We start from the raw sequence: 14,597 nt of genomic DNA, 5'->3' as shown, positions 1-14,597 counted from the left end.
GGAGGTCTTATGGAGATGTCTTTCTTCTTGCGTGCAAGGCGCAAGATGGCGTGTGGGTTCGTGTTTGCCCTGGCGCTCAGTGGTCCTGTGCTGGCGGCATCGCCCGCTATCCCGATCAGCTACACAGAAGCCCTACAACGGGCGCTTGCTAACGCCCCAACCCTGCAGGTGCGCCGATCGCAGATCGATGCCAGTACCGAAGAAGCCGCGCGTGCTGGCGCGCTTCCCGACCCACGTTTGATCGTGGGGCTGGCGAACTGGCCCGTCAGCGGACCCGATGCCTTCAGCTTGCGGGCCGATGAGATGACCACCCAGCAAATCGGTCTGATGCAGGAGTTTCCTGCGCGTGCGAAACGACGTGCCGAGCACGCCTTGGCGCAAGCGACGCTGGCGCAAGCGCGCTCACTGTCGATGGCCGAACAGCAGATGGTGGCCCAAGCGGCCGCGCTGGCCTGGATCGAGCTGTGGAGTACGCAGCAAGCCGTAGATGCGTTGGAAGGTCTGCGCGAGCCGGCCCGTATAGCCGAGCGTGCGGCGCGTGCTCGCTTGGCAGGCGGCACGGCCGGGGCCAGTGATGTGCTTGCCGCCCAGGCCGCCCTACTGCAGTTGGACAATCGCCTGGAGCAGGTACATGCGGAGCACGCCGCCGCGCAGGCCGGCCTGGCGCGGTGGTTGGGTATTGCACCAGAGGCGATCTTGGCCAGTGGTGCGGCACCGGATTTTTCGCAGTTGCCATTGGAGCCCACCCAACTGCTGGCCAAACTGGACCAACACACGCCACTACTGGGCTGGGAGGCACGCGAGAGCTTAGCCCAGGCCCAGGTGGATGCGGCCGTGGCCGAAACCCGCCCGGATTGGAGTGTGGAGCTCACCTACGGACGTCGCGAGCGCGCACCCGACGGCATGGCGCGCAGCGACATGCTCATGGTGGAAGTGGGTGTGGGCCTGCCGCTGTTCCAGAAGAACCGCCAAGCACGAGGCATCGCGGCACGGCGGGCCGAGCTGGAGGCGGTGTCCGCAGAGCGCGATGAGGCCCGGCGCATCCAAGCCGAGTCGGTGCAACGCGCGATAGCGCGATGGCGCGGGTTAACCGGCCAGTTGGAGCGCCAGAACACGCAGAGCCTGCCTTTGGCGCGCGATCGTGCACGCACGGCGTTGGCCGCCTACGGCGCCGGTGCCGACCTGCAGCCGTGGCTGGAAGCGCGGCGCGATGAGATCGAATTGCACCTGGAGAACGCCCGTCTGCTGGGCGAACAGGGCCGTGCCTGGGCGGCACTGGCCTATCTGCTACCCCATGAGGAGAACACGCCATGAGCCCGACCAAGACGCGTCTCACACAGCTCGCCGTGGCCCTCGGGTTGCTGGCGCTCGGCTTTGCCGGCGGCTACGCCTGGATGACTCGAACCTCTGATACCACCCCGCCCCCCGGCACGAGCGTCGCAGATCAAGCACGCAAGGTGCTGTACTGGTACGACCCCATGGCGCCGGAGCAGCGATTCGACAAGCCGGGCAAATCTCCGTTCATGGATATGGAGTTGCTGCCCAAATACGCAGATGAGGCCATAGGGGGCGGAACGCAGATCGATCCGCGCCTGCAGCAGAACGTGGGCATACGCACTCAGGAAGTGACGGTAGAGTTACTAGGGACTGCCGTACGCGTGCCGGGCACACTGACGTGGGATCTGACCCAGGAAAGCGTGATCAGTGCGCGCATGGAAGGCTTGATCACCCACGTGCAGGTAAAGGCGCCGTTTACCGAGGTTCGTCGTGGTCAAACGCTGGCCACCGTGCAGGCCCCGGCATGGAACGCGGCCATCGCCGAAGCACATGCCCTGAGCCAAGCTCAGTCCGCGGGCGCGCGTGAGCTGCAGGGTGCGGCGCAACAACGGTTGCGTTCGTTGGGTGTTCCTTCTGGCGCCTCGGCCAGAAGTGGCGTCGTGCTTAGCGCAGACCACAGTGGTGTCGTGACCGAGATCCTGGCACGCGAGGGACAGACGGTGATGCCCGGTACGCCACTGTTCAAGATCAATGGGCTGGACACGTTGTGGCTGGAGGCCTCGGTACCCCAGGCAGCGCTGGGCACCTTGCGGCCGGGGACCTCAGTGCAGGCCACGGTCAGTGCCTGGCCGGCAGAGCGCTTTGCCGGACAGATCCAGGCGTTGCTTCCCCAGGTCGACATGGCTAGTCGCACGCAGCGGGCGCGAATTGTGCTGCGCAACCCGCAGCGTCGGCTGGTGCCGGGCATGTTCGCCGAGGTTCTGGTGCAGCCCGACGCCGAGCAGGCCCTGCCAGTCGTTCCCACGGAGGCGCTGATCGCCACCGGGCGGGACAGCCGGGTCATCGTGCAGGATCCGGACGGGAGCTTCCGGCCAGTGCGGGTGAGTGTGGGACGTAGCGTGCAAGGGCGCACGCAGATCGTGGCAGGCTTGGCCGGTGGTGAACGCGTGGTCGTCTCGGGTCAGTTCTTGCTCGACTCCGAAGCCAGTCTCTCCGGTGCGTTGGAGCGCCTGGGTGCTGCACAACCGACACGCCCTGCCAGCGCATCAGGTGTGCACGAGCGCCATGACGCCGGGCACGAACCACGCACTGTCGTGCCGTCACCGTCCAGACAGCCGGCGCCTGTCGCGCCAGACACCTCCACCTCTACGCCGCCGCGCTGCCCGGTGCAGTACTGGTATGACCCGATGGTGCCGGAGAAGCATTTCGACAAGCCGGGCAAGTCACCGTTCATGGATATGCAGTTGGTACCCAAGTTCGGCCCCGCCGCAGCCGCTGATTGCCAGGCAAGCGAGGTCATGTCCGAAGCGATGGAGGGCACACCATGATCGCGCGCCTGATCCATGCTTGCATCGCCAATCGCGTGCTGGTGCTGGTTGCCGCCGCGCTGCTGGCGGTGGTCGGTATCTGGTCGGTAAAGAACACGCCGCTGGATGCGCTGCCGGACCTGTCCGATACCCAGGTCATCATCCGCACGCAATGGGCGGGGCAAACCCCGCGCATCATCGAAGACCAGGTCACCTACCCGTTGGCCACCACGATGTTGTCCGTGCCGGGCGTGAAGGCGGTACGCGGCTTCTCCTTCTTCGGTGATTCATTCGTCTACATCCTGTTTGACGATGCCACTGATCTTTACTGGGCGCGCTCTCGAGTGCTCGAGTACTTGAGCCAGGTACGCGATCGACTTCCGCCGAATGTGAATCCGGCGCTGGGTCCTGATGCGACAGGACTGGGCTGGATCTACCAGTACGCCTTGGTGGATCGAACAGGTCAACGTGATGTGGGGCAGCTGCGTGCGTTGCAGGACTGGTTTCTTCGTTATGAGCTAAAAACCGTGCCGGACGTGGCTGAAGTAGCCAGTGTGGGCGGTGCGGTGCGCGCCTGGCAGATCCAGCCCGATCCGCAGGCGTTGGCGGCCCGTGGACTGACGGTGGCCGAGCTCATCGAGGCGGTGGATGCGGCCAACGGCGCTACCGGGGGCTCGGTGATCGAACAAGGCGAAGCCGAACTGATGGTGCGCAGCGAAGGCTACCTGCGCACACAGGAGGCGTTCGAACAGGTGCCGGTAACCGGCAACGACGGCATCCCCGTCCTGCTCGGCGAGGTGGCCACGATCAGTCGCGGGCCGGTCTTCCGTCGTGGTATCGCAGAGTTGGATGGTCAAGGTGAGGTGGCCGGCGGCGTGATCGTCCTGCGGACCGGCAAGGATGCCTTGGGGGCCATTCGGAACGTCAAAGCGCGACTGCAGGCGTTGCAATCCAGCTTGCCCGAGGGCGTGGAAGTGGTGCCGGTGTACGACCGCTCCGAGCTGATCCAGGATGCGGTACGCAACCTCACCCACAAGCTTGGCGAAGAGTTTCTGGTCGTAGCGCTGGTATGCCTGCTGTTCCTGTGGCACCTACGCTCGGCGTTGGTGGCCGTCATCACCCTGCCTTTGGGTATCCTGGCGGCCTTCATCGTGATGCACGCCCAGGGGATCTCCGCCAACTTGCTGTCATTAGGCGGCATCGCCATCGCCATTGGTGCGATGGTCGATGCAGCGGTGGTGATGATCGAAAATGCACACAAGCATCTGGAGCACTGGCGGGAGGCGCACGGCCGGGAACCTCAGGGTGAGGAGCGCTGGCAGCTGATGGCCCGCTCGGCGGCCGAGGTCGGACCGGCCCTGTTCGCCAGCTTGCTGGTCATCACCCTGTCTTTCGTGCCGGTTTTTGCCCTGCAGGCGCAGGAAGGGCGATTGTTCTCGCCTCTGGCCTACACCAAGACCTACGCGATGGCCGCCGCAGCAGGGTTGTCGGTGACCTTGATCCCCGTCTTGATGGGCTACCTGATCCGCGGCCGCATCCGCCCGGAACAGCAGAACCCCATCAATCGCATCCTGATCGCTGGCTATCGGCCCATCCTGCTGTGGGTCCTCAAACATCCCGGTGTCACCTTGCTGCTCAGCGGCCTGCTGCTAGTGCTCACCTTGATCCCCTTTAGCCGGTTGGGCAGTGAGTTCATGCCGCCCTTGGAAGAAGGCAGCCTGTTGTACATGCCCACGGCCCTGCCCGGCCTGTCCGCCGACAAGGCCCGTCAGTTGCTCCAGCTCTCGGGCCGGATGATCAAGACCGTACCGGAGGTTGAGCACGTGTTCGGCAAGGCGGGCCGTGCCGAAAGTGCGACCGATCCGGCACCGATCGAAATGTTTGAGACCACCGTGACCTTCAAGCCGCGGGATCAATGGCGCCCGGGCATGACCCCCCAGAAGCTACGCCAGGAGTTGGACGCAGCGGTCAAGATTCCCGGTCTGACCAACCTATGGGTCCCGCCCATTCGCAATCGCATCGATATGTTGGCCACCGGCATCAAGAGCCCGATTGGGATCAAGGTCTCCGGACCCGATGTGGAGCAGATCGAGCGCCTGAGCCAGCAGATCGAGCAGGTGGCCAAGACTGTGCCCGGCGTGAGTTCGGCACTGGCCGAACGCGTCACGGGTGGGCGCTATGTCGATGTACAGGTGCGCCCGGAAATCGCTGCACGTTACGGATTCACTCAAGGCCAACTCCAGCAACTGATTGCCACGGTCGTTGGCGGTGATCCAATCGGGGAAACGATCGAGGGGCGCGAACGCTATCCCATCGTCTTGCGCTACCCCCGTGGCCAGCGTGACTCGTTGCAGGCCTTGCAGGATCTGCCGCTGATCGCGCCAGGCGGTGTGCAACTGACCTTGAGCCAGGTGGCGGAGCTGTCAATCAGCCCAGGCCCGCCGATGCTCAAGAGCGATAACGGCCGGTTGGTGGGCTACATCTACGTGGATGTGGCCGATCGCGACTTGGGATCGGTGGTCCAGGACCTGCAAGCCGCGGTGCAGACCCAGGTGAGTTTGCCTGCCGGCTATGGTCTGGCGTGGTCGGGGCAGTACGAGTATCTGCAACGGGCTTTGGCACGCCTGCAATGGGTGGTGCCCGCGGCGTTGGCGATCATCTTCCTGGTCATCTGGATGGTGTTTCGCCGGCTTAGCGATGTATCCATCATCCTGCTCAGCTTGCCCTTGGCGTTGGTGGGCGGTTTCTGGTTGATCTGGGGGCTGGGCCATGCGATTTCGGTGGCCAGCATGATCGGATTCATCGCCCTGGGCGGCGTTGCGGCTGAGTTCGGCGTCATCATGCTGCTGTACCTGCGTCATGCCTGGGAGCAGCGCTTGGCCAGCGGTGCGCCGGAAGATGTGTCTACCCTGCAAGAGGCTATCTACGAAGGCGCCGTGCAACGGGTGCGCCCGAAGGCGATGACGGTAGCCGTCATCCTAGCCGGGTTGTTTCCGCTTTTCGTCGGTGCCGGTGCCGGCTCGGAGGTCATGCAACGTATCGCCGCGCCGATGCTGGGTGGCATGCTCACCGCACCGGTGCTCTCTATGGTGGTGATTCCCGCAGCGTTCTATCTAGTGCGGCGACGTGGATTGCGCGCGGCGCGGGGCGACCAATGAGAGACAGACTGAGCACTTGAGGTAAGTCCCCACAAAAAGACGCCAGTCATGGAAGAAGTCATGACTGGCGTCAAAGGGGAGAGTACCGCCTACATGCTTACTTATCAGTGCCCGGCGTGCGGGGAAATCTCAAAGCTCAGCGACGCCCGATCCGACACAAAATCCAAACCCTTTTGTGTAGAGGGCACAATGTGATTGGTGTGGATGTACCAGGTCTTGGCGGTGGTCACCTGGAAACTGGCTTGGCCTTGGGCATCGGTGCGCAGGAGCGTAGCGCTACCGTGCCCACCCTTGACCGGTGCGTCAGCACGATGACCGACGTACACGCGTAGGTTGGGCACTGGCGTGCCCTGCTGCAGCACCTGGAACGACAGCTGTTCGCCGACCTTCACGCTTCCAGGATTGCGGGCCAAGCGGATCTCCAGCGGATAGCCCAGCGAGGCAGCGAAATCGTCGGTCAGTTTTGTGCCCACCTGTCCAATGGTACGAGCATGCTTGGTATAGCTATAGGTGACCCCTTTGGGAAACTTGCTCGCATCATAGGTGGCCAGGGTATCGGGCAAGTCTTCCAACTCCAGGTACTTGCCGAACTCGCTGGCCGTACGCGTGCTGGTGGAGGCCATCGTCGAGACCCCCAGCAGATAGGTGCCCTCGCCCGCCGGATGCACGGTGAGCTGGCTCTGCTTGCCGACCTCTTTCCAACTGGCCAAGTCCGGTGCAGCCTTAGCGCCGCCCTGACTCAGCGAAACGTCCTGTAGACGCGCTCGGGTGACTGCACCTGCACTTTCATCGAAGGTGCCATTGTTCACCAACGCTGTGTTCGCCTCGCCCGCTGCGGTGCCAGGCTTGGAGAAAGCGACAAACAGGTCGTGCGCACCGGCACTGCCGGCCACAGCGAACAGCAGTAGTGTGGCGGATAGTTGCGTGTTTCTCATGATGTGTAGCTCCTCGTGATCGTGGCTTACCAGTGGTAACCAAAGCGGACATTCCAGCGACGACCCAGCAAGTCGTACGTCATGGTGTCGGTGTCGGTGTTGGGGTTGTTCTTCACGAACGGCGCCTTCTTATCGAGCACTTTTTCAACGCCGGCGGAGATATCCCACTTCTTCTTGATGCCGTAGCTCAGTTGCAGGCTGTGGTACACCACGCTGGACACATGCGAGCCGATCGTGTCGGGCACGGCGATGATGTCGTCCGCGCTGCCGATGTACTGCGCCGAATAGACGCCGGTCCAACGGTTCTTGCCCATACGCAGTGAGCCCAAGCCACGCCACTGGGTGTAGCTACCCAAGCCGCTGGTGATCTTGCCGGCGTACTCAATGGTGGTGGCCCCGGGCGTGAGCGCCCCCAACCCACGCGGGGTGAGTCTGGAGGTCCTGGAAGCCCTGCTGGATCTGGTCATGGCCTCGGGCAAGGTACGTGTGGTCGACGTGGCGGAACTGTGTCCGCCCCTGGATCCGGATCAAGCCACCGCACGTGTGGCCGCGCGTTTGATCCACCGAATGGTCAGTGCGCAGGCTCAGTGAAGTGATATCGGCTGGCAAAAGGCAGTGAGCTAATGGGAACGCTCAGCCAGCAACTGCTTCATTTGCGCGATCTCCTGTGTCTGCGAGGTAATAATGTCCTGGCAGAGCTTCACCAACTCAGGATCCTTCAGACGATTCTCCTCACACATCAGGATGGCGCCAGCGTGGTGGGGAATCATCGAACGGATGAACTGTTTGTCAGTGACCGCTGCTTGAGTGCGAATGCCCCACCAGCAGAACAGCATGAACGCCACCGTCAGACCAGCCAGAATCAGATTGCGTCGGCGATCGGGGTACATGCTGGACATTAGCCACAGCTCGATCAGCAGCATGGGAGCGGCCATCAGGCCCGCCATGTAGAACTGGTTCACGTTGTTATAGACGTTAGCCCACTGATCGACCATTGCGTACATCAATGCGTACATGGCCACGAAAGACAGGCCCATCATCAACAACAGGCGGCCGTAATGGCCTTGATGCCCTTGTTGTGCCTGGTGGGCAGGTTGGTGTGAGGCGTGCGGTTTTGCGTGCTGGGACTGCGGGTCTTGCGCGTTTTCGTGCGTACCGTGCGAAGAGGACATAACAATCTCCGTGGGAATGGCAGAACGGCGGAAGAACCCGCGAACTGTTGGAACAGCTCCCGGGCTGAGAACACTTACATACCCTTGCCGGCAGCGAATTCCTGCGGGCTCAGCTTGCCATCTTTGTTGCTATCGAGCATGCCAAAGTGCGGCGCCAGCTTGTGCTTGGCCAGTTCTTCCTTGGACAGCGAGCCGTCCTTGTTGGCATCGAGCTTGGTGAAATCGGCATCGGCCGCCGCCGGCTTGTGCTGACCGTGGTCGGTGGTGGGCGTGGTGGTCTGGCCGCCGGCGAAGGCCGCGCCCGCCATCAGGAATAAGGCCATCATCGAGAGGGAGGCATAACGCTTCATTGCAGTACTCCTTGTGGGATATGAGCCATCAGTGACAGGAATGGCCGCGCGCAGGCTCATCGGCGCGGTCAGGGTGGGGGGTGGCAACAACGGTGGAGCCGGACAAACGCAGGGCATTGGTGACCACCGAAACCGAGCTCAGGCTCATGGCCAGGGCCGCCATCATCGGACTGAGCAAAAGGCCGAAGCTGGGATACAGCAAGCCGGCGGCGATAGGCACGCCGATGGCGTTGTAGACGAAGGCGAAGCCCAGGTTCTGCTTCATATTGGCCACCGTCAAAGACGAGATGGCACGGGCTTGCACGATGCGCCTCAAATCACCCTTGACCAGGGTGAGCTGGGCGCTGGACATGGCCACATCCGTGCCCGTCCCCATCGCGATGCCCACATCGGCTGCCGCCAGGGCCGGCGCATCGTTGATGCCATCGCCAGCCATGGCCACGCGACGACCCTGGGCTTTGAGTTGCTGGACCAGGTCGGCCTTGTCCTGCGGCTTGACGCCACCACGCACATCCTCGATGCCCAGCGTGCGCCCCACGGCCTCGGCCGTCGCCTGTGCGTCACCGGAGGCCATCACCACGTGCAGGCCATCGGCACGTAGCAGGTTCAAGGCAGGCAAGGTCGTGGCTTTGATGGGATCAGCCACCGCAATGGCGCCGGCCAACCGACCATTGACCGCCAGGAACATCACGCTAGCGCCTTCTTTCCGAAGACGCTCGGCGCTGCTTTGCAAAGGTGCTACATCGGCGCCAACCGACGCCATCAGGCTTTGGTTGCCGAGCACGACATCCTGATCGGACACGCGCCCGCGGACGCCTTGGCCGGTGAGCGAATCAAAATCTTGGGCGGCCACCAGGTTCAAGCCACGTCGCTGGGCTTCAGCCACGATGGCCTCGGCCAAGGGGTGCTCACTGCCCTGCTCCAAGCTGCCGGCCAAACAAAGGATCTGATCGGCGTCGAAGCCGGCGTTGGAGAGCGTGTCGCGAAAGGCTGGACGCCCCTCGGTCAACGTACCGGTCTTGTCCACGATCAACGTGTCGATCAGACGTAGCTGCTCGATCGCCTGAGCATCGCGGAACAGGACCCCGACCTGCGCAGCGCGGCCAGTGGCGACCATGATCGACATGGGGGTAGCCAAACCCAAGGCACACGGGCAAGCAATGATCAGAACCGATACGGCATTGAGGACGGCAAAGGTCCAGGACGGTTCGGGTCCAAACAGACCCCATCCGAAGAACGTGAGCACCGCCGTGGCCAGCACGGCCAGGACAAACCAGTACGCCACCTTGTCCGCCATACGCTGCATCGGCGCGCGGGAGCGCTGGGCTTGGGCTACCAACTGCACAATCTGCGCCAGTACCGTCCCGGATCCGACTTTGTCCGCCCGGATGACTAAGGCGCCCGTCCCGTTGAGCGTGGCGCCTATAACGTGATCACCGACAGCCTTCTCCACCGGAATGGGTTCACCGGTCAGCATCGACTCATCGACACTGGCGCGGCCTTCGATGACTTCCCCATCGACCGGCACCTTCTCGCCCGGTCGTACGCGAAGCAGATCACCCACGTGCACGTGATCCAGCGCAACGTCCTCTTCGCCCCCATCGGGTTTGACGCGGCGAGCCGTCTTGGGCGCCAATCCCAGCAGGGACTTGATGGCCGCCGAGGTTTTGGAACGCGCCCGCAGTTCCAGCAGCTGTCCGAGCAGGGTGAGCGAGACGATGACCGCTGCCGCCTCGAAGTAGACCCCTACCCGTCCATGCTCGCGGAAAGAGTCCGGAAACAGGTCCGGTGCCACGGTGGCCACCACGCTGTAGCCAAACGCGGCGGCCACGCCGATGCCGATCAGCGTCCACATGTTGGGGCTGCGATTGCCGATGGACTGTAGGCAGCGCTCAAAGAAAGGCCACCCCGCCCAGAGCACCACCGGGGCGCTCAGCACGAGCTCAATCCAGGTGCGCGCCTGCGTGGACAAGCCGGGCAGACGGTGTCCCAGCATGGCCAAGACCAGGACGATCAACGTCAAAGGCAACGTCCACCAGAACCTTCGGGTGAAATCGCGTAACTCTGGATTGTCGTCCTCCTCCAGCGAGGGCATCTCCGGCTCCAGCGCCATGCCGCAGATCGGACAGGTGCCGGGACCTGGCTGACGAATCTGCGGATGCATCGGGCAGGTGTAGACCGTGGCGTGGGTACCGCTGGGTTGGGCCACCGCTGCTGGGGCGGTCACTTCAACTTGCTGGGGAGCATCGTCCGTATAGCGGACGGGATTGGTGATGACCCGTCCATCCGCAGCCTCGACAGGGGCTGCGCCTGCAGAATGGTGATGGTCATGGGACGACGGTGAGTTCATGCCGATGCTCGCTTTAGTGGGGATGGACTGCCAAGGCAGTGTGCCATTGCGGGTTACACAGCTATTCGGGGCTGAGCGTCCCGAGCACTGAAACAACAATCAGGATCAAGATGGCCAGCGCGGCCTCAGCCGTAACACTCTGCCGCAAAGCCCGCACCTCCTGCGCGGGATCTCCGCTGGTCAGCGCTCGTTCCAAGCGCGGCACCAGCGTCCATCGGTGCAGCGCTCCCAAACCCAGCATTCCAGCGAACAGGGCCAGTTTGAAAAGCAGCAACTTCCCGTAGGTGCTCTGGAACAGGGCCGAAAACGACCACGCGGTGAGATCCCCGTAGTGCGCGATGCCGGACACGATGAGCGCACCAACGAAGATCGTTCCCAGCGTCGAAAAACCATGCAGAAAGTCATGCGTTGATCGCAGACGCCCGCTGCCGTTCGTCTCTTTGCCGCGCAGCAGCATGGCAAGGAACATCAGGACCGCTGCGATCCAGCCGCCTGCCGCGAGAAGATGGACGATGCCTGCAGCAAGCCGGACCGCGCCTGCCAAGCCCTCGCCAGCGGCGGCGTGGCCGTTCCATGCCAGCGAAGCGAGTGCGCCGCCCGCCAGCATCGCCCCCAGCGGGAAGGCGGTCTCCACCTTCCCGCGGCGACGATGCCATCCGAGCACGAACATCAGGGCGACCAGCAGCGCGCCTCTCGCCATGGCTGCCCGGCCCGCGGACGTCTCGAGCAGATACCAGCCAAGCGATGCGCGATCAACCTCGGCAAGCGGCATTCCCATGATGCCCGCGGTCTTGAAGACGACATCGAGCCCGGTGAGCACGAGACCGGCTACGGCACCCGCCAATAGAACGCCCATGAGTGACCACCCGGCCAAGGCGTCGGCGAGTGCCGATCGACGCGACCCGTACCAACCGAAGAGTGGAACCCCGAAAAGAACCATGATGACAAGGTATTCCAAGAATCTCAGTGCATAAGCCGACAGGTCGAACATTCGCGACTCCTCAGCGCACCGTGAAGCTGAAGCTGCCCGGCATGGGGTGGTTGTCACCACCGACGGCGCGGTATTCCACGGTATAGACGCCCGGAGCCAGCGGTCCAGGCAACTTGGCACGCAGGGTCTTGCCGTTGTTGACGATCTCGGTCGTGAAATTCTCGATCGGCATGGTGGAACTGCCGTGCTTCATGAGCAACTTGAGACGCGACGCCCGCGGAATCAATGTCTCGTTGAACACGAGATCGATCTGGCCTGGCGAGGCCACCACCGCATTTGCCGCCGGTGTGGACTGCTGCAGCGCGGCGTGGGCGTGCGCGACCTGCAGCGAAAACTGCCCGGCCGCGATTGCGAGGACGAGCGCGAAGGAGCGAATGACGTTGGACGACTTCATATGGATAAATCCTCATTGGAATGTGATGCAAAGCCCGTTCGGGAGGGGCCGCGCTGTGTTCGATGCGACAAGCGTTAGATGTCGGACTGTCACTGAAACCACGATTTGTCGGATTTTCTTGATACTTCCGCTTTCGCGAGACGAGGATCCCACCGGCTCAGGCGGGATCCTCGACGCATTACGCTGCCATGGCGCTGCAGCTTTCCGCGCAGCGGCGACAAACTTCGGCGCAGCGCGTCATCTCAGGGTCGTTCATGGCGTCGCATGCATCGGCGCACTGGCGGCAGATCTCCGCGCAGGCACCGCAAACCACGTCGTGAACGCTGGCACCGCGCAGCATCGCGTCGGCACTGGTTGCGCAGGTATCGGCACACGTCGCCAACAGGGCGATGTGCTCCGGGGCCGCGTGAACACCTCCTTTGGTCAGGCAGTAGTTGATGGTCTCCAGGCAGATCGCATGGCATTGCGTGCAGTTGTCGATGCACTCGTTCATGGCCTGGGGCCGGTGTGCTGCGGAATGGTGAGTCATGTAGTTCTCCTTCTTCCTCGCGGGCGAGAATCGGCGCGCCCGCAACACCGTCCCCTGTTGCTGCGACGGATCAGTGCTGTGCGAACGGTTCAGTGGTTCCGTCGCGATGTATCAGCTCGACCGTGAACGGCTGCTGGCGTCCCTCCGGGACCTCCATGCCCGGAGAACCAAGCGGCATCCCTGGGAGGACCAGGCCGCGTGCGTTCGGCTTTTCTTCGAGGAGACGCTTGATGTCCGCGGCCGGAACGTGGCCTTCGATGACGTATCCGCCGATCTCGGCCGTGTGGCAGGAGCCCTTTGCATAGGGGACACCCAACCGCTCCTTGACCAGACCCAGGTCATCCATGTCGTGCACATCCACGGTGAATCCCGCCTTCTGCACGTGGTCGATCCAGACACCGCAGCACCCGCAGGTCGGGGTCTTGTGGACGGTCATGCGTGGCAGGGCTGCTGGAGTCGCGTCGGCTGATTGGACGACAACCTGTGCGGAGGGCGAGGTTGTGGGTTGCGCGGATGAAGCATCCTGGGTGCAAGCACCCAGACCAGCCACGGCAAGGACCACAAAAGTCAGACGGTGCAATGTGAGCGTAGTCATTTCAATCTCTCGACTCAGCGCTTGGTCCGCGAGGACCAGTGGATGTGGACGATCCGCCAGCCGTCCGCGGTCTCCTTCAGCACCATCGTCTCGTCGCTCTGGACGGTCAGTGGCTGGCCGTCCTTCTGGGCATGCAACTCGCTTTCGGTTCCGACCCACGCGAACTCGCCAGCGGCTCGTGCGCGCTGACGGAGCAGCTGGCGATGGGCGCCCTTGAGGAACGCCGCATCGCTGACTGCGTGATGGCCCATGTATTCCTCGCGGCTGCGTTCGGCGCCCCCGGACTCGAGGATGAGAACGTCGGCAGCGAGCAGGGCTTCGACCGTGGCCAGATCGCCGCTAGACAGGGCCCTGTTGAAACGCTCCGCTACGGCGACCGCGGCCTCTGCAGTGACTGGGACGTCGACGTCCGCAGATGCCGCGGCAGCGGGGTGATGTGCGTGCGGCTGTGTCGCCTGCGCCATTGCGGGGGACACGACGGCCAGTGCCAGTGCGAGGGTGAACGAGATTGCTGTTGCGTTCATTGCGTGGGCTCCAAGAAGATCAATGGGGGTGCGCATGGCCGTCATCGGCCACGGGCGTGTGTGGTGCAGGGTGCGACTCCACCTTGCCGTCGGGATGGCCGTGGCTCACCAACCCGACTTCCGTGTCGCTGGGTGTCGGGCCGTGGTGATCGTCGTCCACGCCCGGCGGGTGCGCATGCGGCATGGAGTTGTTGCCCGGCTCGAATAAGGCAGGGTGATCCTCGGCCTTTTCGTCGTCATGGTGGCCTTGCGTCTCGCCGCCGCCATGCGAATGGCCCTCGCTGCTGTCGACAAGTTCCTTGTACGCAGTCGCGTCCAGCGTGGGCAACTTCTGCAGGAAGGCCGACATGTTCCATATGAACTCATCGTCCATGCTGCCGCCCCAAGCGGGCATGCCGCTGGCCTTGATGCCGTGCTTGATCACCCAGAACGCCTCAGCTGGAGCGACCGGCTGTTTGCTTAGGTTCGGTGGCGCGGGGTACAGGCCCTTGCTCATCTCGGTGGCCGCCGCGTCTGGTGAAAGATGGCAGGTCACGCACATGGCGTTGTAGTTGCCCGCACCCTGGCGGATACGCTCAGGATCATCAAGGTTCGTGGGTAGCTGAAGCTTGGCGGCGCGCACCTCAATGGAACGCTCGCGCGCCGTTTCAAGTAGCGCATACACCGGGCGACTATGCGGATCGTCGGCGGCCACGTTGTACACGCCCAGAGAGAGCGTGGCGGTTGCGACCACCGCAACCAATGCCACGCCGGCACCGAGCCATACCCACATCTTTTTGTTGGATTTCATTGTCA

15 protein-coding genes are annotated in these 14,597 nt (G+C 63.2%); 4 read left to right on the top strand and 11 right to left on the bottom strand.

Translation table 11 applies throughout. The features are described 5' to 3' along the window. Positions 1-9 precede the first annotated feature (9 nt). From ACZK2R_RS10910 to ACZK2R_RS10900, 3 genes are read left to right on the top strand one after another with little or no spacing between them, the layout of a single operon-like run. Positions 10-1,314: a TolC family protein gene (locus ACZK2R_RS10910; protein WP_170935783.1), complete on the top strand. Its 1,305-nt coding sequence runs from the start codon at positions 10-12 to the stop codon at positions 1,312-1,314. Continuing rightward, on the top strand, positions 1,311-2,825 hold the full coding sequence (locus tag ACZK2R_RS10905) for an efflux RND transporter periplasmic adaptor subunit (protein WP_005413406.1): 1,515 nt from the start codon (positions 1,311-1,313) through the stop codon (positions 2,823-2,825). The genes ACZK2R_RS10910 and ACZK2R_RS10905 overlap by 4 nt, the downstream gene beginning before the upstream one ends. Beyond that, positions 2,822-5,962 (top strand): efflux RND transporter permease subunit, encoded by a 3,141-nt coding sequence (locus ACZK2R_RS10900; RefSeq protein ID WP_005413407.1) that lies wholly within the window; start codon positions 2,822-2,824, stop codon positions 5,960-5,962. Before ACZK2R_RS10905 ends, ACZK2R_RS10900 begins: the two co-directional genes overlap by 4 nt. Before the next feature lie 104 nt (positions 5,963-6,066). On the opposite strand, the gene ACZK2R_RS10895 is transcribed toward ACZK2R_RS10900, so the two are convergent. Continuing rightward, positions 6,067-6,897 (bottom strand): DUF4198 domain-containing protein, encoded by an 831-nt coding sequence (locus tag ACZK2R_RS10895; RefSeq protein WP_005413408.1) that lies wholly within the window; start codon positions 6,895-6,897, stop codon positions 6,067-6,069. Between the two features lie 26 nt (positions 6,898-6,923). Then, on the bottom strand, positions 6,924-7,253 hold the full coding sequence (locus tag ACZK2R_RS10890; protein ID WP_223025135.1) for a TonB-dependent receptor: 330 nt from the start codon (positions 7,251-7,253) through the stop codon (positions 6,924-6,926). 46 nt (positions 7,254-7,299) lie between these two features. Here ACZK2R_RS10890 and ACZK2R_RS10885 point away from each other — a divergent pair, with 46 nt between their 5' ends. Next, complete coding sequence (locus ACZK2R_RS10885; protein ID WP_187756563.1) at positions 7,300-7,488, top strand: arginase family protein; 189 nt, start codon at positions 7,300-7,302, stop codon at positions 7,486-7,488. Positions 7,489-7,517: 29 nt separating this feature from the next. Here ACZK2R_RS10885 and ACZK2R_RS10880 read toward each other — a convergent pair whose 3' ends face one another. The 9 genes from ACZK2R_RS10880 to ACZK2R_RS10840 form a co-directional block, all read right to left on the bottom strand. Further along, positions 7,518-8,069, bottom strand: coding sequence for a DUF305 domain-containing protein (locus ACZK2R_RS10880; protein ID WP_031269107.1), 552 nt, complete (start codon positions 8,067-8,069; stop codon positions 7,518-7,520). Between the two features lie 74 nt (positions 8,070-8,143). Next, positions 8,144-8,419: a hypothetical protein gene (locus tag ACZK2R_RS10875; protein WP_005413412.1), complete on the bottom strand. Its 276-nt coding sequence runs from the start codon at positions 8,417-8,419 to the stop codon at positions 8,144-8,146. A 28-nt stretch (positions 8,420-8,447) separates the two neighbouring features. Next, positions 8,448-10,583, bottom strand: a complete 2,136-nt coding sequence (locus ACZK2R_RS10870) for a copper-transporting P-type ATPase (protein ID WP_024957401.1) — start codon at positions 10,581-10,583, stop codon at positions 8,448-8,450. Positions 10,584-10,830: 247 nt separating this feature from the next. After that, positions 10,831-11,760, bottom strand: a complete 930-nt coding sequence (gene copD / locus ACZK2R_RS10865; RefSeq protein WP_017354978.1) for a copper homeostasis membrane protein CopD — start codon at positions 11,758-11,760, stop codon at positions 10,831-10,833. Positions 11,761-11,770: 10 nt separating this feature from the next. After that, positions 11,771-12,154, bottom strand: coding sequence for a copper homeostasis periplasmic binding protein CopC (copC, locus tag ACZK2R_RS10860; protein WP_005413416.1), 384 nt, complete (start codon positions 12,152-12,154; stop codon positions 11,771-11,773). A gap of 178 nt (positions 12,155-12,332) precedes the next feature. Further along, on the bottom strand, positions 12,333-12,683 hold the full coding sequence (locus tag ACZK2R_RS10855; protein WP_012480213.1) for a four-helix bundle copper-binding protein: 351 nt from the start codon (positions 12,681-12,683) through the stop codon (positions 12,333-12,335). Positions 12,684-12,753: 70 nt separating this feature from the next. Further along, positions 12,754-13,278 (bottom strand): DUF411 domain-containing protein, encoded by a 525-nt coding sequence (locus ACZK2R_RS10850; protein WP_012480214.1) that lies wholly within the window; start codon positions 13,276-13,278, stop codon positions 12,754-12,756. A 14-nt stretch (positions 13,279-13,292) separates the two neighbouring features. Continuing rightward, on the bottom strand, positions 13,293-13,838 hold the full coding sequence (locus ACZK2R_RS10845) for a nuclear transport factor 2 family protein (RefSeq protein WP_223224792.1): 546 nt from the start codon (positions 13,836-13,838) through the stop codon (positions 13,293-13,295). Next, a complete protein-coding gene (locus ACZK2R_RS10840) occupies positions 13,822-14,592 on the bottom strand; it encodes a c-type cytochrome (RefSeq protein WP_005413420.1) in 771 nt (256 codons plus the stop codon). The genes ACZK2R_RS10845 and ACZK2R_RS10840 overlap by 17 nt, the downstream gene beginning before the upstream one ends. Between the last annotated feature and the right edge of the window lie 5 nt (positions 14,593-14,597).

The sequence above is a fragment of the Stenotrophomonas sp. 96582_Sma genome, assembly GCF_056480905.1.
The sequence above is the reverse complement of the archived record's forward strand: the minus strand, read 5'-3'. Positions and strand labels throughout refer to the sequence as shown.